The following is a 19,409-nucleotide window of genomic DNA, read 5'->3' as shown; positions in this document are numbered from 1 at the left end:
ATAGTGCGCGCCCCGCAGGTCCCCTCCCGCAGTCCGCGCCCCTGAATAGGATTTGGAAATGAACCAGGAACTTGCCACCAATCCGCTGAACCCGCTGGCCTCGCCGCGGCAGTTCGATGAAATTCGCATCTCGCTGGCCTCGCCCGAGGAAATCCTCGCCTGGTCCTATGGTGAGGTGAAAAAGCCCGAAACCATCAACTACCGTACGTTCAAACCCGAACGTGACGGCCTGTTCTGCGCCCGTATTTTCGGTCCGATCAAAGACTACGAATGCCTTTGCGGCAAATACAAGCGCATGAAATATCGCGGCCTCGTCTGCGAGAAATGCGGCGTCGAGGTCACGCTGCAAAAGGTCCGGCGCGAGCGTATGGGCCATATCGAGCTGGCCGCGCCGGTCGCCCATATCTGGTTCCTCAAGTCGCTGCCTTCGCGCATCGGCCTGATGCTGGACATGACGCTGCGCGATCTTGAGCGTATCCTCTATTTCGAAAACTACGTCGTGATCGAACCCGGTCTGACCGAGCTGAGCTATGCCCAGCTGCTGACCGAAGAGGAATATCTGGACGCGCAGGACCAATATGGCGCCGACGCCTTTACCGCCGATATCGGCGCCGAGGCGATCCGCACCATGCTGGCCAATATCGACCTTGCCGCGACCGCCGAACAGCTGCGCGAAGAGCTGAAAGAGGCCACCGGTGAACTGAAGCCGAAAAAGATCATCAAACGGCTGAAGATCGTCGAGTCCTTCCTGGAATCGGGCAACCGTCCGGAATGGATGGTCATGACCGTGATCCCGGTCATCCCGCCGGAACTGCGCCCGCTGGTGCCGCTGGATGGCGGCCGCTTTGCGACCTCGGACCTGAACGACCTTTATCGTCGGGTTATCAACCGTAACAACCGTCTGAAGCGGCTGATCGAGCTGCGCGCGCCCGACATCATCGTGCGTAACGAAAAGCGGATGTTGCAGGAATCGGTCGACGCACTGTTTGACAACGGCCGCCGTGGCCGTGTCATCACCGGCAACAACAAGCGTCCGCTGAAGTCGCTGTCCGATATGCTCAAGGGTAAGCAGGGCCGGTTCCGTCAGAACCTGCTCGGCAAGCGCGTGGACTTTTCGGGCCGTTCGGTCATCGTGACCGGTCCCGAGCTCAAGCTGCATCAATGCGGCCTGCCCAAGAAGATGGCGCTTGAGCTGTTCAAGCCCTTCATCTACTCGCGCCTTGAAGCCAAAGGTCTGTCGAGCACCGTCAAGCAGGCCAAGAAACTGGTCGAGAAAGAACGTCCCGAGGTCTGGGATATCCTTGACGAGGTGATCCGCGAACACCCGGTCCTGCTGAACCGGGCGCCGACGCTGCACCGTCTGGGCATCCAGGCATTCGAACCGATCCTGATCGAAGGCAAGGCGATCCAGCTGCACCCGCTGGTCTGCTCGGCCTTCAACGCCGACTTCGACGGCGACCAGATGGCCGTGCACGTGCCGCTGTCGCTTGAGGCGCAGCTTGAAGCCCGCGTCCTGATGATGTCCACGAACAACGTGCTGTCGCCTGCGAACGGCGCGCCGATCATCGTGCCGTCGCAGGACATGGTTCTGGGTCTTTACTACACGACCATGGAGCGCGAGGGCATGAAGGGCGAGGGCATGGCCTTTGCCAGCCTCGAAGAGGTCGAACACGCGCTGGCCGCCGGCGTGGTGCATTTGCATTCCCGCATCACCGCCCGCCTGCCGCAGATCGACGAGAACGGCAACGAGGTCATCAGGCGCTTTGAGACCACGCCGGGCCGCGTCCGTCTGGGTGCCTTGCTGCCGCGCAACGCCAAGGCTCCGTTCGAGCTGGTGAACCGTCTGCTGCGCAAGAAGGACATCCAGAACGTCATCGACACCGTCTATCGCTACTGCGGTCAGAAGGAATCGGTGATCTTCTGTGACCAGATCATGGCGCTTGGCTTCCGCGAGGCGTTCCGCGCCGGTATCTCGTTTGGCAAGGACGACATGGTCATCCCGCCGAACAAGTGGGAACTGGTCGAAGAGACGCAGGACCAGGTCAAGCAGTTCGAACAGCAGTATCTGGACGGCCTCATCACCCAGGGTGAGAAATACAACAAGGTCGTCGATGCCTGGTCGAAGTGTAACGACCGCGTCACCGATGCGATGATGAAGACCATCTCGGCTGTCAAGAAGGACGAGAAAGGCGCTGAACAAGAGCCGAACTCGGTCTACATGATGGCGCATTCGGGCGCCCGGGGTTCGGTCAGCCAGATGAAACAGCTGGGCGGCATGCGCGGCCTGATGGCCAAGCCGAACGGCGAGATCATCGAGACGCCGATCATTTCGAACTTTAAGGAAGGTCTGACCGTTCTTGAGTACTTCAACTCTACCCACGGTGCGCGGAAGGGTCTGTCTGACACGGCGCTCAAGACGGCGAACTCGGGTTACCTGACCCGCCGTCTGGTCGACGTGGCGCAGGACTGCATCATCCGCGAACATGACTGCGGCACAGAGCGTTCGATCACCGCTTCGGCTGCGGTCAATGACGGTGAGGTTGTCAGCCCGCTGTCCGAGCGCGTTCTGGGCCGTGTCGCGGCTGAGGACGTTCTGGTCCCGGGCGAAGACGTGGTCATCGTTCGCAAGAACGAGCTGATCGATGAGCGCAAGGCCGATGAGATCGAAACGGCGGGCGTCCAGTCCGTCCGCATCCGCTCGGCCCTGACCTGCGAGTCGGACGACGGCGTTTGCGCGCTCTGCTATGGCCGCGACCTCGCGCGCGGTACGCTTGTCAACATCGGCGAGGCGGTGGGTATTATCGCCGCCCAGTCGATCGGCGAGCCGGGCACGCAGCTGACCATGCGGACCTTCCACATCGGCGGTATCGCTCAGGGTGGCCAGCAGTCCTTTATCGCTGCGGCGCAAGAGGGCACGGTTGCTTTCGAAAACGAAAGCACGCTGGAAAACGCCAATGGCGAGCTGATCGTGATGAGCCGCAACATGCAGCTGCACATCCGCAGCGCCCAGGGCGACACGCTGACCAGCCACAAGCTGTTCTACGGCTCGAAGCTGTTCGTGCGTGAAGGCGAGCCGGTGACCCGCGGTCAGAAGATGTTCGAATGGGACCCCTATACCCTGCCGATCATCGCCGAGAAGGCGGGTGTGGCGAAATATGTCGATCTGGTCAGCGGCCTTTCGGTGCGCGACGAGACCGACGATGCCACCGGCATGACCCAGAAGATCGTAACCGACTGGCGCTCGGCCCCGCGTGGCAACGAGCTGAAGCCCGAGATCATCATTGTCGACCAGAACGGCGAACCGGTTCGTAACGAACAGGGTAACCCGGTCACCTATCCGATGTCGGTCGACGCCATCCTCTCGGTCGAGGACGGGCAGGAGATCCGGGCCGGTGACGTGGTGGCGCGTATCCCGCGCGAGGGTGCCAAGACCAAGGACATCACCGGGGGTCTGCCCCGCGTGGCGGAATTGTTCGAGGCCCGTCGTCCCAAGGATCACGCGATCATTGCCGAAATCGACGGCTATGTGCGCTTTGGCAAGGACTACAAGAACAAGCGCCGCATCGCTATCGAGCCCGCCCAGGAAGGTCTGGAGCCGGTCGAGTACATGGTGCCGAAAGGCAAGCACATCCCGGTGCAGGAAGGCGACTTCGTGCAGAAGGGTGACTATATCATGGACGGCAACCCGGCGCCGCATGACATCCTGCGCATCCTCGGTATCGAGGCCCTTGCCGATTACCTGATCGACGAGGTGCAGGACGTCTATCGACTGCAGGGCGTGAAGATCAACGACAAGCACATCGAAGTGATTGTTCGCCAGATGCTGCAGAAGATCGAGATCATCGACAGTGGCGATACCACGCTGCTGAAGGGCGAGCATGTCGACCGCGACGAGTTCGAGGAAGAGAACGCCAAGATCGAAGCCAAGGGTGGCCGTCCGGCCACGGGCGAGCCGGTGCTGCTGGGCATCACCAAGGCCAGCCTGCAGACCCGCAGCTTTATCTCGGCCGCCTCGTTTCAGGAAACGACGCGCGTGCTGACCGAGGCTGCCGTTCAGGGCAAGCGCGACAAGCTGGTTGGCCTGAAAGAGAACGTGATCGTGGGCCGGCTGATCCCGGCCGGTACCGGTGGGGCGACGGCCCGCGTGCGCCGGATCGCCTCGGATCGCGACCATGAGGTGATCGAGACGCGCCGCGCCGAGGCCGAAGCTGCCGCTGCGCTGATCGCGCCGGAAGAAAGCGCCCCGGTCGAGGCGGGCGGCGAAGAGTGATCCAGATCATGATCTGAAGGAAAGGCCCGGCAGAAATGCCGGGCCTTTTCGTTTCTCTGTCCCGGTCGCACACTTGCAGGTCTCGATTGCGTGAATTGCGGGCGGCGGATAACGATATTAGGGGCGAGCCACCATCTGATCAGTTCGCAGGAGAGGTCATGCGCGCAGCGGTCAATCAGAAGATCCGTATCAACATCCTCCGCCTGTCGGCGCTGGCTCTGATACCAGCCGTTTTTGTCATCAACCCGGCCCTGAAATTGCAGGGCTTTGGGCATGAGACTATCGAAGCCTTTGGCATCCTGCTTTTGCTGGCGGGGGTGCTGGGGCGGTTCTGGTCAATCCTCTATGTCGGCGGGGCCAAGAACCGGGTCGTCATGCAGGATGGACCCTATTCGATGACCCGAAATCCGCTTTACTTCTTTTCGACCGTGGCGGCGACGGGGATCGGACTGATGTTTGGCGCAATCAGCCTGGCGCTGCTGATCGGGGGCACAGTGGGCGCGATCCTGTGGGTCACCGCCCGGCGCGAGGCGGATTTTCTGTCCGAAAGCTTTGGTCCCGAATATGACGCCTATGCGGCGCGCACGCCCTTTTTCCTGCCCGATCCGACCCTGTTCCGGACCGGTCCCACAGCGCAGTTCGATACGGCGACGCTGCGGCGCAACCTGTTTGACGCATTCGTCTTTCTTTCCTTCATCCCGATTGTCGAGCTGGTGGATGAGGTAAAGCTGAGCCTTGGCTGGTCACTGATCACTCTCTGGTAGATGATCGGGGGCAGCCATCTTGTGTATCGGACCGCTATGCTAAGGCCTGATCTGCCCCCCGCTGCAACGCCGCCGGTTCTGCCGCCCTCGTCCGTTTTGCCGGGCGGAGGGGCGGATAATCTGCGCGGCTCATTGCTGATGATGCTCAGCACTGCTGCTTTCATCTGTAACGACACGGTGATGAAGGCCGTCACCCAAAGCCTGCCGCTTTATCAGGCGATCGCCCTTCGCGGAGGGGTTGTGCTGCTGCTGCTGGTGTTTCTGGCGCGGGCACAAGGCGGGGTGCGCCTGCGGGTGCCCCGCGGCGATATGGCACCGCTGATCCTGCGCACAGCGGCGGATGTTGCCTCGACGGTGCTTTATCTGCTGGCGCTGCGGCAGATGGCGCTGGCCGATATCTCGGCCATCATGCAGGCGCTGCCTTTGGCGATCACTCTGGCGGCTGCATTGTTTTTCCGCGAAAGGCTGGGGTGGAGGCGGATGCTTGCCATCACCATCGGTTTTTGCGGAGTGCTGCTGATCCTGCGCCCGGGGACGGGGGCCTTTGACCTTTGGTCGGGTGTGGCATTGGTGGCGATGCTGCTGATCGTATTGCGGGACATGACGACGCGGCTGTTCTCGGTGGGGGTGGGCTCATCGACAGTTGCGTTTCACGCCGCTCTTGCGGTGGCGCTGTCCGGTCTGTTGCTTAGCGCCGGGGAAAGCTGGCGGTTTCCGACGACGGGTGAACTTGCGCTTTTGGTGCTAGCTGCGGTGTTTCTAAGCGTCGGCTATATCACAGCTGTCGCGACCATGCGGGTAGGAGAGATTTCCTTCGTCGCGCCGTTCCGTTACAGTTCGCTGGTCTGGGCCGTGCTGCTGGGGCTGACAGTCTTTGGCGAATGGCCCGATATCTGGACCTGGGCAGGCTCAGCTCTGGTCGTGGGCGCGGGGATCTACACCATCCTGCGCGAGGGAAAACTGCAAGGCAGGGATTGATGCGAATACAGATGCTGGGCCTGTGCCGCTTTTCCTATCTGGGCGGCCGCGGTTTCCAGACCGCTCCTGACAGCTTGGAAGAACGACGGGCCTATCTTTACGATCCCCAACGGCTGGCACGCCGCTGGTTCTGGTTTGAACATGTCACTCTGCCCAGTCTGCTCGTGCAAACGGATCCGGATTTTACCCTTGTGCTGATGACCGGGCCGGACCTGCCCGACCCGTGGCTGTCCAATCTGCGCGAACTGGCTGGGACTGTGCCGCAGTTCAGGTTGGCCCTGATCCCGCCGATGGAGTCGCATCTGGATGCCTGCATGGCGGCTGTCGCACCCCATATCGAACCGGGTGCCGATGTCGTTGGCCACTTCCGTCAAGACGACGATGATGCGGTGGCCGTCGACTATATCCGTCATGCGCGGCGTGACTTTGCTGATATGCGGCAGCTGTGGGAACGCAAGCGCAGGCTGTTTTGCGATTATACGCGCGGCGTGGTGCTGCGGGTAAAGCCCAAGGGCATTACGACCGAACTGCGCATCACCCACCACGCCAGTGCGGCATTGACCGTCTATCTGCCACCGGATGCCGAACGCTGCGTTGTTCATTATCCGCATTGGCAGGTGGGCGCGTTGATGCCTGGCGTGGCGCTGGCGAGCCGACCGATGTATGTGCGGCTTTTGCATCACGACAATGACTCGGGCGCTGTCGGGCCGGGCTACAGGACCCCTGTGCAACCCGAGAGTTTTGAACCGGTTCTGGCAGAGCGGTTCCGCATCGACCTTGCGGCCCTGCGGGATGGTACGGAGCGGCTCTTGGCGGGGTGAAGAGTGGGGCAGGGTTGTTGACTCGTCCCCGGTTTGCCCATATACGCCGCTCACCCGTCAGGAATCTGATCGGGGCCCAGAACCTCTGTGGTCATGATCCGGGCCAAAACGCCCCGATCCTCTGGTAATCAACCCGTCCTGCCTCACTAGGGGATAGGATGGGCTGTGGCGTTTCACGATGGGCGTGATTCGCCGTCGAGAAGTGGCGCAGCCGGTGGCTGCGAGTATTGACGAAAGCAAGACGGGGAACCGAATGCCGACGATCCAACAGCTGATCCGCAAACCGCGGCAGCCCAAAGTGCAGCGATCCAAATCGCAGCACCTCCAATCCTGCCCGCAAAAGCGTGGCGTGTGCACGCGCGTCTATACCACGACGCCGAAAAAGCCGAACTCGGCCATGCGGAAAGTCGCCAAAGTGCGTCTGACCAATGGTTTCGAGGTTATCTCCTACATCCCGGGTGAAAAGCACAACCTGCAAGAGCACAGCGTCGTGCTGATCCGCGGCGGCCGGGTAAAAGACCTTCCGGGTGTGCGTTACCACATCCTGCGCGGCGTACTGGATACCCAGGGCGTCAAGGACCGTCGCCAGCGTCGTTCGAAATACGGCGCCAAGCGTCCGAAGTAAGGAGATCCGCACATGTCTCGTCGTCATGCCGCTGAAAAGCGCGAAGTGTTGCCCGACGCCAAATACGGTGATCGCGTTCTCACGAAATTCATGAACAACCTGATGGTGGACGGCAAGAAATCGGTTGCCGAACGCATCGTTTACAATGCTCTGGACCGTGTTCAGGCCAAACTGAAGCGCGAGCCGGTGGAAGTCTTCCACGAGGCGCTGGACAACGTGAAGCCTTCGGTCGAAGTGCGTTCGCGCCGCGTCGGTGGTGCGACCTACCAGGTTCCGGTCGAGGTGCGCCCGACCCGTCGTGAAGCTCTCGCCATCCGCTGGCTGATCGCTGCGGCCAAGAACCGCAACGAACACACCATGGAAGAGCGCCTTGCCGGTGAGCTTGCCGATGCCGTCAACGGCCGCGGTACCGCCGTCAAGAAGCGTGAAGACACGCACAAGATGGCCGACGCCAACAAGGCGTTCAGCCATTACCGCTGGTAACCGGAAGGAAGGCCCTTAATGGCACGCGAATATCCGCTGGAGCGCTACCGGAACTTCGGGATCATGGCCCACATTGATGCGGGCAAGACCACGACGACCGAGCGCATCCTGTTCTACACCGGCAAAAACCACAAAATGGGTGAGACGCACGAAGGTGCGTCCACCATGGACTGGATGGAGCAGGAGGCCGAGCGCGGCATCACCATCACCTCGGCCGCGACCACGACTTTCTGGCAGCGTCACGAGGATCCGGACTACAATATCGATGAGAAAGAGCGTTGCCGCTTTAACATCATCGACACCCCCGGCCACGTTGACTTTACCATCGAGGTCGAGCGTTCGCTGGCGGTTCTGGACGGCGCGATCTGTCTTCTGGACGGTAACGCCGGCGTTGAGCCGCAGACCGAAACGGTGTGGCGTCAGGCCGACCGGTACAAGGTTCCGCGGATCGTTTTCGTCAACAAGATGGACAAGATCGGCGCCGATTTCTTCAAGTGCGTCGCCATGATCAAGGACCGCACCGGTGGCACCCCGTGCCCGATCGCCCTGCCGATCGGCGCCGAGGACAAGCTGGAAGGCATCGTCGATCTGATCAAGATGGAAGAATGGGTGTGGAAAGGCGAGGACCTTGGTGCCTCGTGGATCCGTCAGCCCATCCGTGAAGAGCTTCAGGACGTCGCCGAAGAATGGCGCGGCAAGATGATCGAACTCGCCGTCGAACAGGACGACGAGGCGATGGAAGCCTATCTCGAAGGCAATGAGCCTGACGAGGAAACGCTGCGCAAGCTGATCCGTAAGGGCACGCTGTCGCTGTCGTTCTTCCCGGTCATGGCTGGCTCGGCCTTCAAGAACAAAGGTGTTCAGCCGCTGCTGAACGCGGTTGTGGACTTCCTGCCCGCACCGACCGACGTTCCGGCCTATGTCGGCTTCGCCCCGGGCGACGAGACCGAGACCCGCAATATTGAGCGTCACGCTGCTGACAGCGAGCCCTTCTCGGCTCTGGCGTTCAAGATCATGAACGACCCCTTCGTTGGTTCGCTCACCTTTACCCGCATCTACTCTGGCCAGCTCAAGAAGGGCGACCAGATGCTGAACTCGACCAAAGGTAAGCGCGAGCGCGTCGGCCGTATGATGCTGATGCATTCGATCAACCGCGAAGAGATCGAAGAAGCCTATGCCGGTGACATCATCGCTCTGGCAGGTCTGAAAGAAACCACCACGGGTGACACGCTGTGCGATCCGAACAAACCGGTGGTTCTGGAAACCATGACCTTCCCCGAGCCGGTGATCGAAATTGCCGTCGAGCCGAAGTCCAAAGCCGACCAGGAAAAGATGGGCCTTGCCCTTCAGCGCCTGGCTGCCGAGGACCCGTCCTTCCGCGTTGAAACCGATCTGGAATCGGGACAGACCATCATGAAGGGCATGGGCGAACTTCACCTCGACATCCTGGTCGACCGCATGAAGCGCGAGTTCAAGGTCGAGGCGAACATCGGTGCTCCGCAGGTGGCCTATCGCGAGACCATCTCGCAGGCGGCCGAGATCGACTACACGCACAAGAAACAGACCGGTGGTACCGGCCAGTTCGCGCGCGTGAAGCTGGTGATCGAACCGACCGAGCCGGGCGAGGGCTATTCGTTCGAATCCCGCATCGTTGGTGGTGCGGTTCCGAAGGAATACATCCCCGGTGTCGAGAAAGGCATCAAATCGGTGATGGATTCGGGTCCGCTGGCCGGCTTCCCGGTGATCGACTTCAAGGTTGCGCTGATTGATGGTGCCTTCCACGACGTCGACTCGTCGGTTCTGGCCTTTGAAATCGCTGCCCGTGCTGCGATGCGCGACGGTCTGAAGAAGGCGGGTGCTAAGCTGCTCGAGCCGATCATGCGCGTAGAGGTCGTCACGCCGGAAGAATACACCGGTTCGATCATCGGCGACCTGACCAGCCGTCGGGGCATGGTGCGTGGCCAGGACAGCCGCGGCAACGCGAACGTCATCGACGCTTTCGTGCCGCTCGCCAATATGTTCGGCTACATCAACAACCTGCGTTCGATGTCCTCGGGCCGTGCGGTGTTTACGATGCAGTTCGACCATTACGAGGCCGTGCCGCAGAACATCTCGGACGAGATCCAAAAGAAATACGCGTAATCCCGGCGGTGCGTGGGCGACCACGCACCCTACCAACCCCGTAGGGTGCGTGCTTGCACGCACCGTCAACACAAGGAGCCATTCTCATGGCAAAGGCAAAGTTTGAACGTACGAAACCGCACGTCAACATTGGTACGATTGGTCACGTTGACCACGGCAAGACGACTCTGACGGCAGCGATCACCAAGTACTACGGTGAATTCAAGGCCTACGATCAGATTGACGGGGCCCCTGAAGAGCGTGCTCGGGGTATCACGATCTCGACGGCGCACGTTGAGTACGAGTCCGATACGCGCCACTATGCGCACGTCGACTGCCCCGGCCACGCTGACTATGTCAAGAACATGATCACGGGCGCTGCGCAGATGGACGGCGCGATCCTGGTTGTGAACGCTGCTGACGGCCCGATGCCTCAGACACGTGAACACATCCTGCTGGGCCGTCAGGTTGGCATCCCCTACATGGTCGTTTACCTGAACAAGGTTGACCAGGTTGACGATCCCGAGCTGCTGGAACTGGTCGAGATGGAGGTTCGTGAGCTTCTGTCGTCCTACGACTACCCCGGCGACGACATTCCGATCATCAAGGGCTCGGCTCTGGCTGCTCTGGAAGGCCGCGACGCCGAGATCGGCGAGAACTCGATCCGGGAACTGATCAAGGCCGTTGACGAGTACATCCCGACGCCCGAGCGTGCGGTTGACCTGCCGTTCCTGATGCCGATCGAAGACGTGTTCTCGATCTCGGGCCGTGGTACGGTTGTGACCGGCCGTGTTGAGCGTGGCGCGGTGAATGTCGGCGACGAGCTTGAGATCATCGGGATCCGTCCGACCAAGAAGACGACCTGCACCGGCGTCGAGATGTTCCGCAAGCTTCTGGATCGCGGTGAGGCTGGCGACAACATCGGCGCTCTGCTGCGCGGTGTTGAGCGTGACGGCGTTGAGCGTGGTCAGGTTCTGGCGAAACCGGGTTCGGTTACCCCGCACACCGAGTTTGAAGCCGAGGCCTACATCCTGACCAAGGAAGAGGGCGGTCGTCACACTCCGTTCTTTGCGAACTACCGTCCGCAGTTCTACTTCCGGACCACTGACGTGACCGGTACGGTGAAGCTGCCGGAAGGCACCGAGATGGTTATGCCTGGCGACAACCTGAAGTTCACGGTTGAGCTGATCGCTCCGATCGCGATGGAAGAGAAGCTGCGCTTCGCCATCCGTGAAGGCGGCCGCACCGTCGGCGCAGGCGTCGTCTCCAAAATCATTAAATAAGCAAGCCTTGTGCTTGTTGCGGGCTGCGTCTCTGGCGCAGCCCGTAAAGAAAATATGGCAATCGCCCGATTCGGGGTTGCCAAGAGGCGGACCGGCGGCTATGTCGCCGGCCTGCCAATTTGAAGACGGTTCGACGCAGGCGCCGCATGGTGTGGGGTCTGCCTCTCAACTGAACACGCCCCGCAAGAGGGATGATGATGCAAAGCCAGAATATCCGCATCCGGCTGAAGGCGTTCGATTACCGCGTTCTGGATGCCAGCACGCAGGAAATCGTGAACACCGCCAAGCGCACCGGCGCCCAGGTCCGCGGTCCGATTCCGCTGCCCAACAAGATCGAAAAATTCACCGTGCTGCGCGGTCCGCATATCGACAAGAAATCCCGCGACCAGTGGGAAATCCGCACGCATAAGCGGCTGCTGGACATCGTCGATCCGACCCCGCAGACCGTGGACGCCCTGATGAAGCTCGACCTCGCCGCTGGCGTGGACGTCGAGATCAAGGTGTAAGGAGGCTATCATGCTGCGGACTGGTGTTATCGCCAAGAAGCTGGGCATGACCCGGCTGTTCCTGGAAGACGGGCGTCAGGTGCCCGTCACCGTCCTGCATGTGGACAACGTGCAGGTTATCGCTCAGCGTACCGTGGAAAAAGACGGCTATGTCGCGCTGCAGCTTGGCGCTGGCGAAGCCAAGGCCAAGCGCACGACCGCTGCGCTGCGCGGTCATTTCGCCAAGGCCAATGTCGCGCCCAAGCGCAAGATCGCGGAATTCCGCGTCTCGCCCGAGAACCTGGTTGAAGTGGGTGAAGAGATCGTTGCCGATCACTACTCCCCCGGCCAGTATGTCGACATCGCCGGCACCTCGATCGGTAAAGGTTTTGCCGGTGCGATGAAGCGGCACAACTTTGGCGGTCTGCGCGCCTCGCACGGTGTGTCGATCAGTCACCGCTCGCACGGTTCGACCGGCCAGTGCCAGGACCCCGGCAAGGTGTTCAAGGGCAAGAAGATGGCCGGCCATCTGGGTGCGGTCCGTGTCACCACCCAGAACCTGCAGGTCGTCAAGACTGATTCCGAACGTGGCCTGATCATGGTCAAAGGCTCGGTTCCGGGTTCGAAAGGTGGCTGGGTCACCATCAAGGATGCCGTGAAGAAGCCGCTGGCCGAAAACACCGTTTTCCCGGCCGCGACCCGTTCCAAGGTCCAGGCTCAGGCCGAGGCTGCGGTCCCGGCTGAAGCTGCCGCGCCCGAAGGAGACAACTGATGAAACTCGACGTTATCACGCTCGATGCCGGCAAAGCCGGGAACATCGAACTGAGCGATGACATCTTCGGGCTCGAGCCGCGTGCGGATATCCTGCATCGCGTCGTGCGCTGGCAGCGTGCGAAGGCTCAGGCGGGCACCCATTCGGTGCTGGGCAAATCGGATGTCAGCTACTCGACCAAGAAGATCTACCGCCAGAAGGGCACCGGTGGCGCCCGTCACGGCAGCCGCAAGGCCCCGATCTTCCGTCACGGTGGTGTCTACAAAGGTCCGACCCCGCGGTCGCACGCCTTTGATCTGCCCAAGAAGGTCCGCGCTCTGGGTCTGAAGCATGCGCTGTCGGCCAAAGCTGCTGCCGGTGAGCTGGTGATCGTAGAGAACCTGAACATCGCGGAAGCCAAAACCGGAGCCGTCGCCAAGGCAGTCAAGGAAAACGGCTGGAAGCGCGTTCTGGTCATCGACGGTGCCGAGGTGAACGAAACCTTTGCCCGCGCTGCCCGCAACCTGGAAGGCGTTGATGTGCTGCCCTCGATCGGCGCCAACGTCTATGACATCCTGCGTCGGGATACGCTTGTGCTGACCCGCGCCGGTGTCGAAGCTCTGGAGGCTCGCCTGAAATGAGCGTCAAACCCGAACATTACGACGTGATCGTCAAGCCGGTCATTACCGAAAAGGCCACCCTGGTGGGCGATGCCAACGCCTATGTCTTCCAGGTGGCCAAGGACTCGACCAAACCGGCGATCAAAGAAGCCGTCGAGGCTCTGTTCAATGTCAAGGTGAAGGCCGTGAACACGACCATTACCAAAGGCAAAACCAAGCGTTTCCGCGGCCGCCCCGGTGTCCGTTCGGACGTGAAAAAGGCCTATGTCACGCTGGAAGCTGGCAACAGCATCGACGTGTCGACTGGTCTCTGATATAGAGCCTGCGAATCGACGGCCCCGGCAGCGGGGCCGTCGCCTTTTGACTGAAACGGACCACCTGAGGTCCAAAGCAACGGAAGACAGAAAGCATGGCACTCAAGTCGTATAAACCGACGACGCCTGGCCAGCGTGGGCTGGTTCTGATCGACCGTTCGGAGCTTTGGAAAGGGCGCCCGGTCAAATCCCTCACTGAGGGTCTGACCAAGAACGGCGGCCGGAACAACACCGGACGGATCACGATGCGCCGCAAGGGCGGCGGGGCGAAGCGTCTCTATCGCATCGTCGATTTCAGGCGCACTAAATTTGATGTTCCGGCGACCGTCGAGCGGATCGAATACGACCCCAACCGTACCGCCTTCATCGCGCTGATCAAATATGAAGACGGTGAGCAGGCCTACATCATCGCTCCGCAGCGTCTGGCTGTGGGCGACAAGGTCATCGCCGGCAATAAAGTGGACGTCAAGCCCGGCAACGCCATGCCTTTCAGCGGTATGCCGATCGGTACCATCGTTCACAACGTCGAGCTGAAGCCCGGCAAGGGCGGCCAGCTGGCCCGTTCGGCCGGCACCTACGCCCAGTTCGTCGGCCGCGACGGTGGCTATGCCCAGATCCGCCTGTCCTCGGGCGAACTGCGCATGGTGCGTCAGGAATGCATGGCGACCATCGGCGCCGTGTCGAACTCTGACCACTCGAACCAGAACTTTGGTAAAGCTGGCCGCAACCGTCACAAGGGCATCCGTCCGAGTGTGCGCGGTGTCGCCATGAACCCGATCGACCACCCGCATGGTGGTGGTGAGGGCCGGACCTCGGGTGGTCGTCACCCGGTTACCCCCTGGGGCAAGGGCACCAAGGGGACCAGGACCCGCTCGAACAAATCGACCGACAAGTACATTCTGCGGTCGCGTCACGCGAAGAAGGGGCGTTAATCCATGGCACGTTCTGTTTGGAAGGGCCCCTTTGTCGATGCCTATGTGCTTCGCAAGGCCGAGAAAGCCCGCGAATCCGGCAAGTCGGATGTCATCAAAATCTGGTCGCGTCGTTCCACCATCCTGCCGCAGTTTGTCGGCCTGACCTTTGGTGTGTACAACGGCCAGAAGCACATCCCGGTCTCGGTGACCGAAGAGATGATCGGCCAGAAGTTCGGTGAGTACTCGCCGACCCGGACCTACTACGGTCACGCCGCCGACAAGAAAGCGAAAAGGAAGTAATCGTCATGGGTAAGGAAAAGAATCCGCGCCGCGTGGCGGAGAACGAGGCGATGGCGAAGACCCGCATGCTTCGCACCTCGCCGCAGAAGCTGAACCTGGTGGCGGCGATGATCCGCGGCAAGAAGGTCGACAAGGCTCTGGCCGATCTGACCTTTTCGTCCAAGCGCATCGCGGGCGATGTGAAGAAATGCCTGCAATCGGCTATCGCCAATGCCGAAAACAACCATAACCTCGACGTTGACAATCTGATCGTCGCCGAGGCCTGGGTTGGCAAGAACCTGGTGATGAAGCGCGGCCGTCCGCGGGCGCGGGGCCGTTATGGCCGCATCATGAAGCCGTTTTCGGAAATCACCATCAAGGTGCGTCAGGTCGAGGAGCACGCGTAATGGGTCAGAAGGTAAACCCCATCGGGATGCGTCTCCAGGTCAACCGCACCTGGGACAGCCGCTGGTATGCGGATGACAAGGACTACGGCAATCTGTTGCTGGAAGACCTGAAAATCCGTAGCTTCATCAAAAAAGAAGCCAAGCAGGCCGGCGTCAGCCGCGTCGTGATCGAACGTCCGCACAAGAAATGCCGGGTGACGATCTATGCTGCGCGTCCGGGCGTGATCATCGGCAAAAAAGGCGCCGATATCGAAACCCTGCGTAAAAAGCTGGCGAACTTCACCGCCTCGGAACTGCATCTCAACATTGTTGAGGTTCGCAAGCCCGAGTTGGATGCCCAGCTGGTGGCAGAGTCGATCGCTCAGCAGCTTGAGCGTCGGGTGTCCTTCCGCCGCGCCATGAAACGTGCGGTGCAAAACGCCATGCGCATGGGCGGCCTGGGGATCCGGGTGAACGTTTCGGGCCGTCTTGGCGGTGCTGAAATCGCCCGTACCGAATGGTACCGTGAAGGCCGGGTTCCGCTGCACACGCTGCGTGCCGACATCGACTATGCGCTGTCGGAAGCATCGACCCCTTACGGGATCATCGGTGTGAAGGTCTGGATCTTCAAGGGTGAGATCATGGAGCATGATCCGCAGGCCCACGACCGCCGCGCGACCGAAGCGCAGGACGGGCCGTCGCCCCGCGGCCCGCGCCGTGACCGCGACGCGCGCTAAGGAGAAGAAGCAATGCTGCAACCGAAACGGACTAAGTTCCGCAAACAGCACAAGGGCCGCATCCACGGCGAGGCCAAGGGCGGGTTCAACCTGAACTTCGGCTCCTATGCGCTGAAAGCCATCGAGCCCGAGCGTGTCACCGCCCGTCAGATCGAAGCGGCTCGCCGCGCGATCACTCGTCACATGAAACGTCAGGGCCGGGTCTGGATCCGGATTTTCCCGGACGTGCCGGTTTCGTCGAAACCGACCGAAGTGCGGATGGGTAAAGGTAAAGGCTCGGTGGATTACTGGGCCGCTCGCGTCCACCCCGGCCGGATCATGTTTGAGATCGACGGTGTGAACGACACTATCGCGCGCGAAGCTTTGCGTCTTGGTGCTCAGAAGCTGCCGGTTCTGACCCGCATTGTGGTTCGCGAAGACTGGTAAGAAGGAGGCGCTATCGCGCCTTCGACTTCGGTTTGAAATAGAAAAGCTCCGGAGAGATCCGGGGCTTTTTCATATGTAGTCTCTAACCAGCTTTCCGACTGACTGATTGGCTGGCTTGGATTGTGTCTGTTTTACGCCAGGGGCATTCCACGTTTGATAGCTGAGCAAGCCCCGATCGCCTGAACACTACCGTCCTCCCCACTATAGGGGTCGGCAGTATATGAACTAATTGCATCGGCCCTGCTCTCGCCATGGATTGCTGCGAGTTCACTGGATCAGCCGGGATAATAGCTGATCCCGTCATCTCCATCGTTCCGGCCATCCGGCCCCGTTCGTCAATCGCGGGTTCAGGTCCTTAATCCGGCATCGGAAAGCCCTCGGGGCCGGGCTCATCCGGCTATGTCATTGCCATCCGGGTTAACGACAGCAGAATTATCGCTCACTTGCGAGCAATTATAGGTTGGATGATGCAGGGGTAGGTGAGCACACCTGTCCGGCTGGTACGGCTGGTTCAATAAAGCCCTTGTGTTTGCTGGGGGTCCAGCGTATAGGCACGGCTTCATCATGGACTCCACCGGGAATCAGGGTGGCCCTGCGTGCAGGGGCTCTCCGGTGATGTTGAAAGGAAGAGGCGCATGAAAGCGCAGGAACTAAAAGACAAAACGCCGGATCAGCTGAAAGAACAGCTGCTCTCGCTGAAAAAGGAAGCGTTTAACCTGCGCTTCCAGCAGGCCACCGGCCAGCTCGAATCGACCGCCCGTATCCGTGCCGTCCGTCGTGACGTTGCACGCGTCAAAACCGTTTTGAACCAGAAAGCGGCCGAAGCCGCGGCGTCGAATTAAGGAGCCGGTCCATGCCCAAACGCATCCTGCAAGGCAAGGTCGTCAGCGATAAGAACGAACAGACCGTCACCGTTCTGGTGGAGCGGCGCTTCAAGCATCCGCTGCTGCACAAAACCGTGCGTTCGTCGAAGAAATATCGCGCCCATGACGCGAAAAACGAGTTCAAGGTCGGGGATATCGTTCGCATCGCCGAATGTGCGCCGATTTCGAAAACCAAACGCTGGACTGTTTTGTCTGACGCTTCTGAAGCCCAGGCCTGACACCAGAATTTAACGAAACCCTGGGGCCGGAGCATGAAGCAATTCGGGCCGGTCCCCAAAGGTCGGGAGTAACCAAATGATCCAGATGCAGACCAATCTGGATGTTGCTGATAACTCCGGCGCACGCCGGGTTCAGTGCATCAAGGTCCTGGGTGGTTCGCACCGTCGCTATGCGTCGGTGGGCGACATTATTGTCGTCTCCGTCAAGGAGGCCATCCCGCGCGGCCGCGTCAAGAAAGGCGACGTCCGCAAGGCCGTTGTCGTGCGCACCGCCAAAGAGGTGAAACGCGAAGACGGCACCTCGATCCGCTTTGACCGTAACGCTGCCGTCATCCTGAACAACCAGGGTGAACCGGTCGGTACCCGTATCTTCGGGCCGGTCGTGCGCGAGCTGCGGGCCAAGAACTTCATGAAGATCATCTCGCTTGCGCCGGAGGTGCTGTGATGGCTGCGAAGCTCAAAAAGGGCGACAAGGTCGTCGTGCTGACGGGCAAGGACAAAGGCAAGCAGGGTGAAATCACTGCTGTGTTCCCGAAAGAGAACAAGGCCGTGGTTGATGGCGTCAACATCGCTATCCGTCACCAGCGTCAGACCCAGAACAGCCAGGGCGGCCGCGTGGCGAAAGCCATGCCGATCGACCTGTCGAACCTTGCGCTGATGGACAAGAACGGCAAGGCCACCCGCGTCGGCTTCCGCGTCGAAGACGGCAAGAAGGTCCGCTATGCCAAGACCACCGGGGAGGCGATCTGATGCTGGATCAAGCCAATTACACTCCGCGCCTCAAGTCGCTCTACAAGGACAATATCCGCGCCATGCTCAAAGAAGAGTTTGGCTATAAGAACGACATGCAGATCCCGAAACTGGACAAGATCGTCCTGAACATGGGTATCGGCGAGGCCGTCAAGGACACCAAGAAGGTCAAACAGGGCGCTGAAGAGCTTTCGTTGATCGCTGGTCAGAAAGCCGTCATCACCAAGGCGAAGAAGTCGATCGCAGGCTTCCGCGTCCGTGAAGAGATGCCGCTGGGCGCCAAGGTGACCCTGCGTGGCGACCGGATGTATGAATTCCTGGACCGTCTGATCAACATCGCGCTGCCCCGCGTCCGCGACTTCCGCGGCGTCAAAGGCACGGCTTTCGATGGCCGCGGCAACTACGCCATGGGCCTGAAAGAGCACATCGTGTTCCCGGAAATCAACTTCGACAAGGTCGACGAAGTTCTGGGGATGGACATCATCATCTGCACCACCGCGCGGACCGACGCGGAAGCGAAGTCGCTGCTTCGGCATTTCAACATGCCGTTCAACAGCTGATCGCGGAGGGAAGAAGATATGGCAAAAAAATCCATGGTCGAGCGCGAGAAAAAGCGCCAGCATCTGGTTGAGAAATACGCCGCCAAGCGTGCTGCTCTTAACGAGATCATTCACGATCAATCCCGCCCGATGGAAGAGCGCTTCAAAGCCAGCCTGAAACTGGCTGAACTGCCGCGCAACTCTTCGGTCACGCGTCTGCACAACCGGTGCCAGCTCACCGGCCGTCCGCACGCGTATTACCGCAAACTGAAACTGTCGCGGATCATGCTGCGCGAGCTCGGCTCGTTCGGCCAGATCCCTGGCATGGTCAAATCGAGCTGGTAAGGGGGCACGATGTCGATGAACGATCCTCTCGGCGATATGCTGACCCGCATCCGCAACGCACAGATGCGCGGCAAATCGACCGTCCGCACGCCCGCCTCCAAGCTGCGCGCCTGGGTGCTGGACGTGCTTAAAGCAGAAGGCTACATCCGCGGTTATGAGCAGATTCAGACTGAATCCGGCCATACCGAGCTGGAAATCAGCCTGAAATACTTTGACGGCACCCCGGTGATCCGCGAGCTTGCTCGCGTGTCGAAACCCGGCCGTCGTGTCTATGCTTCGGTCAAGGACATCCCGCTGGTCCGCAACGGCCTTGGCGTGTCCATCGTCTCGACGCCGAAAGGCGTGATGTCGGATGCGGCGGCTCGCAGTGCCAATGTCGGCGGCGAAGTCCTCTGCACCGTGTTCTAAGGAGGGCA

At 60.5% G+C, this 19,409-nt stretch carries 24 protein-coding genes; all 24 read left to right on the top strand.

The annotated features are described in order from the left end of the window. The first annotated feature begins 58 nt into the window (after positions 1-58). The 24 genes from rpoC (at position 59) to rpsH (ending at position 19,401) form a co-directional block, all read left to right on the top strand. Positions 59-4,270, top strand: coding sequence for a DNA-directed RNA polymerase subunit beta' (gene rpoC, locus F8A10_RS09100; protein WP_010399006.1), 4,212 nt, complete (start codon positions 59-61; stop codon positions 4,268-4,270). A gap of 158 nt (positions 4,271-4,428) precedes the next feature. Further along, on the top strand, positions 4,429-5,034 hold the full coding sequence (locus F8A10_RS09095) for a methyltransferase family protein (RefSeq protein ID WP_010399008.1): 606 nt from the start codon (positions 4,429-4,431) through the stop codon (positions 5,032-5,034). 138 nt (positions 5,035-5,172) lie between these two features. After that, positions 5,173-6,012, top strand: a complete 840-nt coding sequence (locus tag F8A10_RS09090; RefSeq protein WP_152367159.1) for a DMT family transporter — start codon at positions 5,173-5,175, stop codon at positions 6,010-6,012. After that, complete coding sequence (locus F8A10_RS09085; RefSeq protein WP_050804212.1) at positions 6,012-6,833, top strand: putative rhamnosyl transferase; 822 nt, start codon at positions 6,012-6,014, stop codon at positions 6,831-6,833. The genes F8A10_RS09090 and F8A10_RS09085 overlap by 1 nt, the downstream gene beginning before the upstream one ends. 253 nt (positions 6,834-7,086) lie before the next feature. Continuing rightward, the gene (gene rpsL / locus F8A10_RS09080; RefSeq protein ID WP_010399029.1) at positions 7,087-7,458 is read left to right on the top strand and encodes a 30S ribosomal protein S12; all 372 of its coding nucleotides are present in this window, start codon (positions 7,087-7,089) and stop codon (positions 7,456-7,458) included. Positions 7,459-7,470: 12 nt separating this feature from the next. Continuing rightward, a complete protein-coding gene (rpsG, locus tag F8A10_RS09075) occupies positions 7,471-7,941 on the top strand; it encodes a 30S ribosomal protein S7 (protein WP_010399032.1) in 471 nt (156 codons plus the stop codon). Positions 7,942-7,959: 18 nt separating this feature from the next. Next, entirely contained in the window at positions 7,960-10,083 is a 2,124-nt protein-coding gene (gene fusA / locus F8A10_RS09070; RefSeq protein ID WP_010399035.1) for an elongation factor G, read from the top strand. Between the two features lie 86 nt (positions 10,084-10,169). After that, positions 10,170-11,345 carry an elongation factor Tu gene (tuf, locus tag F8A10_RS09065; protein WP_010401000.1) on the top strand — a complete coding sequence of 392 codons (1,176 nt, stop codon included), beginning with the start codon at positions 10,170-10,172 and terminating at the stop codon, positions 11,343-11,345. A gap of 197 nt (positions 11,346-11,542) precedes the next feature. After that, positions 11,543-11,851 carry a 30S ribosomal protein S10 gene (rpsJ, locus tag F8A10_RS09060; protein ID WP_010400227.1) on the top strand — a complete coding sequence of 103 codons (309 nt, stop codon included), beginning with the start codon at positions 11,543-11,545 and terminating at the stop codon, positions 11,849-11,851. 10 nt (positions 11,852-11,861) lie between these two features. Beyond that, positions 11,862-12,602: a 50S ribosomal protein L3 gene (gene rplC, locus F8A10_RS09055; RefSeq protein ID WP_152367158.1), complete on the top strand. Its 741-nt coding sequence runs from the start codon at positions 11,862-11,864 to the stop codon at positions 12,600-12,602. Continuing rightward, on the top strand, positions 12,602-13,222 hold the full coding sequence (rplD, locus tag F8A10_RS09050) for a 50S ribosomal protein L4 (RefSeq protein ID WP_010400231.1): 621 nt from the start codon (positions 12,602-12,604) through the stop codon (positions 13,220-13,222). The genes rplC and rplD overlap by 1 nt, the downstream gene beginning before the upstream one ends. Continuing rightward, positions 13,219-13,515: a 50S ribosomal protein L23 gene (locus F8A10_RS09045; RefSeq protein WP_010400233.1), complete on the top strand. Its 297-nt coding sequence runs from the start codon at positions 13,219-13,221 to the stop codon at positions 13,513-13,515. Before rplD ends, F8A10_RS09045 begins: the two co-directional genes overlap by 4 nt. A 95-nt stretch (positions 13,516-13,610) precedes the next feature. Then, positions 13,611-14,447, top strand: a complete 837-nt coding sequence (rplB, locus tag F8A10_RS09040) for a 50S ribosomal protein L2 (protein ID WP_010400235.1) — start codon at positions 13,611-13,613, stop codon at positions 14,445-14,447. A gap of 3 nt (positions 14,448-14,450) precedes the next feature. Beyond that, positions 14,451-14,729 carry a 30S ribosomal protein S19 gene (gene rpsS, locus F8A10_RS09035; RefSeq protein WP_010400236.1) on the top strand — a complete coding sequence of 93 codons (279 nt, stop codon included), beginning with the start codon at positions 14,451-14,453 and terminating at the stop codon, positions 14,727-14,729. A 5-nt stretch (positions 14,730-14,734) separates the two neighbouring features. Next, positions 14,735-15,115: a 50S ribosomal protein L22 gene (gene rplV, locus F8A10_RS09030; protein WP_010400237.1), complete on the top strand. Its 381-nt coding sequence runs from the start codon at positions 14,735-14,737 to the stop codon at positions 15,113-15,115. Then, positions 15,115-15,831, top strand: a complete 717-nt coding sequence (gene rpsC / locus F8A10_RS09025; protein ID WP_010400238.1) for a 30S ribosomal protein S3 — start codon at positions 15,115-15,117, stop codon at positions 15,829-15,831. Before rplV ends, rpsC begins: the two co-directional genes overlap by 1 nt. A 12-nt stretch (positions 15,832-15,843) precedes the next feature. Next, positions 15,844-16,257 carry a 50S ribosomal protein L16 gene (rplP, locus tag F8A10_RS09020; RefSeq protein ID WP_010400239.1) on the top strand — a complete coding sequence of 138 codons (414 nt, stop codon included), beginning with the start codon at positions 15,844-15,846 and terminating at the stop codon, positions 16,255-16,257. Between the two features lie 635 nt (positions 16,258-16,892). Then, positions 16,893-17,099, top strand: a complete 207-nt coding sequence (gene rpmC, locus F8A10_RS09015; protein WP_010400240.1) for a 50S ribosomal protein L29 — start codon at positions 16,893-16,895, stop codon at positions 17,097-17,099. Between the two features lie 11 nt (positions 17,100-17,110). Next, complete coding sequence (gene rpsQ / locus F8A10_RS09010) at positions 17,111-17,359, top strand: 30S ribosomal protein S17 (protein WP_010400242.1); 249 nt, start codon at positions 17,111-17,113, stop codon at positions 17,357-17,359. A 76-nt stretch (positions 17,360-17,435) separates the two neighbouring features. Continuing rightward, positions 17,436-17,804: a 50S ribosomal protein L14 gene (rplN, locus tag F8A10_RS09005; protein WP_010400243.1), complete on the top strand. Its 369-nt coding sequence runs from the start codon at positions 17,436-17,438 to the stop codon at positions 17,802-17,804. After that, positions 17,804-18,109, top strand: coding sequence for a 50S ribosomal protein L24 (rplX, locus tag F8A10_RS09000; protein WP_010400244.1), 306 nt, complete (start codon positions 17,804-17,806; stop codon positions 18,107-18,109). The genes rplN and rplX overlap by 1 nt, the downstream gene beginning before the upstream one ends. Beyond that, a complete protein-coding gene (rplE, locus tag F8A10_RS08995; RefSeq protein WP_010400245.1) occupies positions 18,109-18,669 on the top strand; it encodes a 50S ribosomal protein L5 in 561 nt (186 codons plus the stop codon). The genes rplX and rplE overlap by 1 nt, the downstream gene beginning before the upstream one ends. An 18-nt stretch (positions 18,670-18,687) precedes the next feature. Beyond that, positions 18,688-18,993: a 30S ribosomal protein S14 gene (rpsN, locus tag F8A10_RS08990; RefSeq protein ID WP_010400246.1), complete on the top strand. Its 306-nt coding sequence runs from the start codon at positions 18,688-18,690 to the stop codon at positions 18,991-18,993. A gap of 9 nt (positions 18,994-19,002) precedes the next feature. After that, positions 19,003-19,401 carry a 30S ribosomal protein S8 gene (gene rpsH / locus F8A10_RS08985; protein WP_010400249.1) on the top strand — a complete coding sequence of 133 codons (399 nt, stop codon included), beginning with the start codon at positions 19,003-19,005 and terminating at the stop codon, positions 19,399-19,401. The last annotated feature ends 8 nt before the right edge of the window (positions 19,402-19,409 follow it).

Origin of the sequence: Paracoccus kondratievae, assembly GCF_009301415.1 — a bacterium.
GTDB classification, from domain to species: Bacteria; Pseudomonadota; Alphaproteobacteria; order Rhodobacterales; family Rhodobacteraceae; genus Paracoccus; species Paracoccus kondratievae.
This window is presented reverse-complemented; position numbering and strand designations above follow the sequence as displayed.

What these genes read in the sequence shown, in the direction of transcription:
- rplC (WP_152367158.1), top strand. Translation starts at nt 11,862, where the DNA reads ATGCTGCGGACTGGTGTTATCGCCAAGAAGCTGGGCATGACCCGGCTG.
- rpsJ (WP_010400227.1), top strand. Translation starts at nt 11,543, where the DNA reads ATGCAAAGCCAGAATATCCGCATCCGGCTGAAGGCGTTCGATTACCGC.
- rplD (WP_010400231.1), top strand. Translation starts at nt 12,602, where the DNA reads ATGAAACTCGACGTTATCACGCTCGATGCCGGCAAAGCCGGGAACATC.
- rpoC (WP_010399006.1), top strand. Translation starts at nt 59, where the DNA reads ATGAACCAGGAACTTGCCACCAATCCGCTGAACCCGCTGGCCTCGCCG.
- rpsL (WP_010399029.1), top strand. Translation starts at nt 7,087, where the DNA reads ATGCCGACGATCCAACAGCTGATCCGCAAACCGCGGCAGCCCAAAGTG.
- rplX (WP_010400244.1), top strand. Translation starts at nt 17,804, where the DNA reads ATGGCTGCGAAGCTCAAAAAGGGCGACAAGGTCGTCGTGCTGACGGGC.
- rplN (WP_010400243.1), top strand. Translation starts at nt 17,436, where the DNA reads ATGATCCAGATGCAGACCAATCTGGATGTTGCTGATAACTCCGGCGCA.
- rpsC (WP_010400238.1), top strand. Translation starts at nt 15,115, where the DNA reads ATGGGTCAGAAGGTAAACCCCATCGGGATGCGTCTCCAGGTCAACCGC.
- F8A10_RS09045 (WP_010400233.1), top strand. Translation starts at nt 13,219, where the DNA reads ATGAGCGTCAAACCCGAACATTACGACGTGATCGTCAAGCCGGTCATT.
- rpsN (WP_010400246.1), top strand. Translation starts at nt 18,688, where the DNA reads ATGGCAAAAAAATCCATGGTCGAGCGCGAGAAAAAGCGCCAGCATCTG.
- rpsH (WP_010400249.1), top strand. Translation starts at nt 19,003, where the DNA reads ATGTCGATGAACGATCCTCTCGGCGATATGCTGACCCGCATCCGCAAC.
- rpsG (WP_010399032.1), top strand. Translation starts at nt 7,471, where the DNA reads ATGTCTCGTCGTCATGCCGCTGAAAAGCGCGAAGTGTTGCCCGACGCC.
- rplV (WP_010400237.1), top strand. Translation starts at nt 14,735, where the DNA reads ATGGGTAAGGAAAAGAATCCGCGCCGCGTGGCGGAGAACGAGGCGATG.
- fusA (WP_010399035.1), top strand. Translation starts at nt 7,960, where the DNA reads ATGGCACGCGAATATCCGCTGGAGCGCTACCGGAACTTCGGGATCATG.
- rplP (WP_010400239.1), top strand. Translation starts at nt 15,844, where the DNA reads ATGCTGCAACCGAAACGGACTAAGTTCCGCAAACAGCACAAGGGCCGC.
- F8A10_RS09085 (WP_050804212.1), top strand. Translation starts at nt 6,012, where the DNA reads ATGCGAATACAGATGCTGGGCCTGTGCCGCTTTTCCTATCTGGGCGGC.
- rpsQ (WP_010400242.1), top strand. Translation starts at nt 17,111, where the DNA reads ATGCCCAAACGCATCCTGCAAGGCAAGGTCGTCAGCGATAAGAACGAA.
- tuf (WP_010401000.1), top strand. Translation starts at nt 10,170, where the DNA reads ATGGCAAAGGCAAAGTTTGAACGTACGAAACCGCACGTCAACATTGGT.
- rpsS (WP_010400236.1), top strand. Translation starts at nt 14,451, where the DNA reads ATGGCACGTTCTGTTTGGAAGGGCCCCTTTGTCGATGCCTATGTGCTT.
- rplE (WP_010400245.1), top strand. Translation starts at nt 18,109, where the DNA reads ATGCTGGATCAAGCCAATTACACTCCGCGCCTCAAGTCGCTCTACAAG.
- rplB (WP_010400235.1), top strand. Translation starts at nt 13,611, where the DNA reads ATGGCACTCAAGTCGTATAAACCGACGACGCCTGGCCAGCGTGGGCTG.
- F8A10_RS09095 (WP_010399008.1), top strand. Translation starts at nt 4,429, where the DNA reads ATGCGCGCAGCGGTCAATCAGAAGATCCGTATCAACATCCTCCGCCTG.
- F8A10_RS09090 (WP_152367159.1), top strand. Translation starts at nt 5,173, where the DNA reads ATGATGCTCAGCACTGCTGCTTTCATCTGTAACGACACGGTGATGAAG.
- rpmC (WP_010400240.1), top strand. Translation starts at nt 16,893, where the DNA reads ATGAAAGCGCAGGAACTAAAAGACAAAACGCCGGATCAGCTGAAAGAA.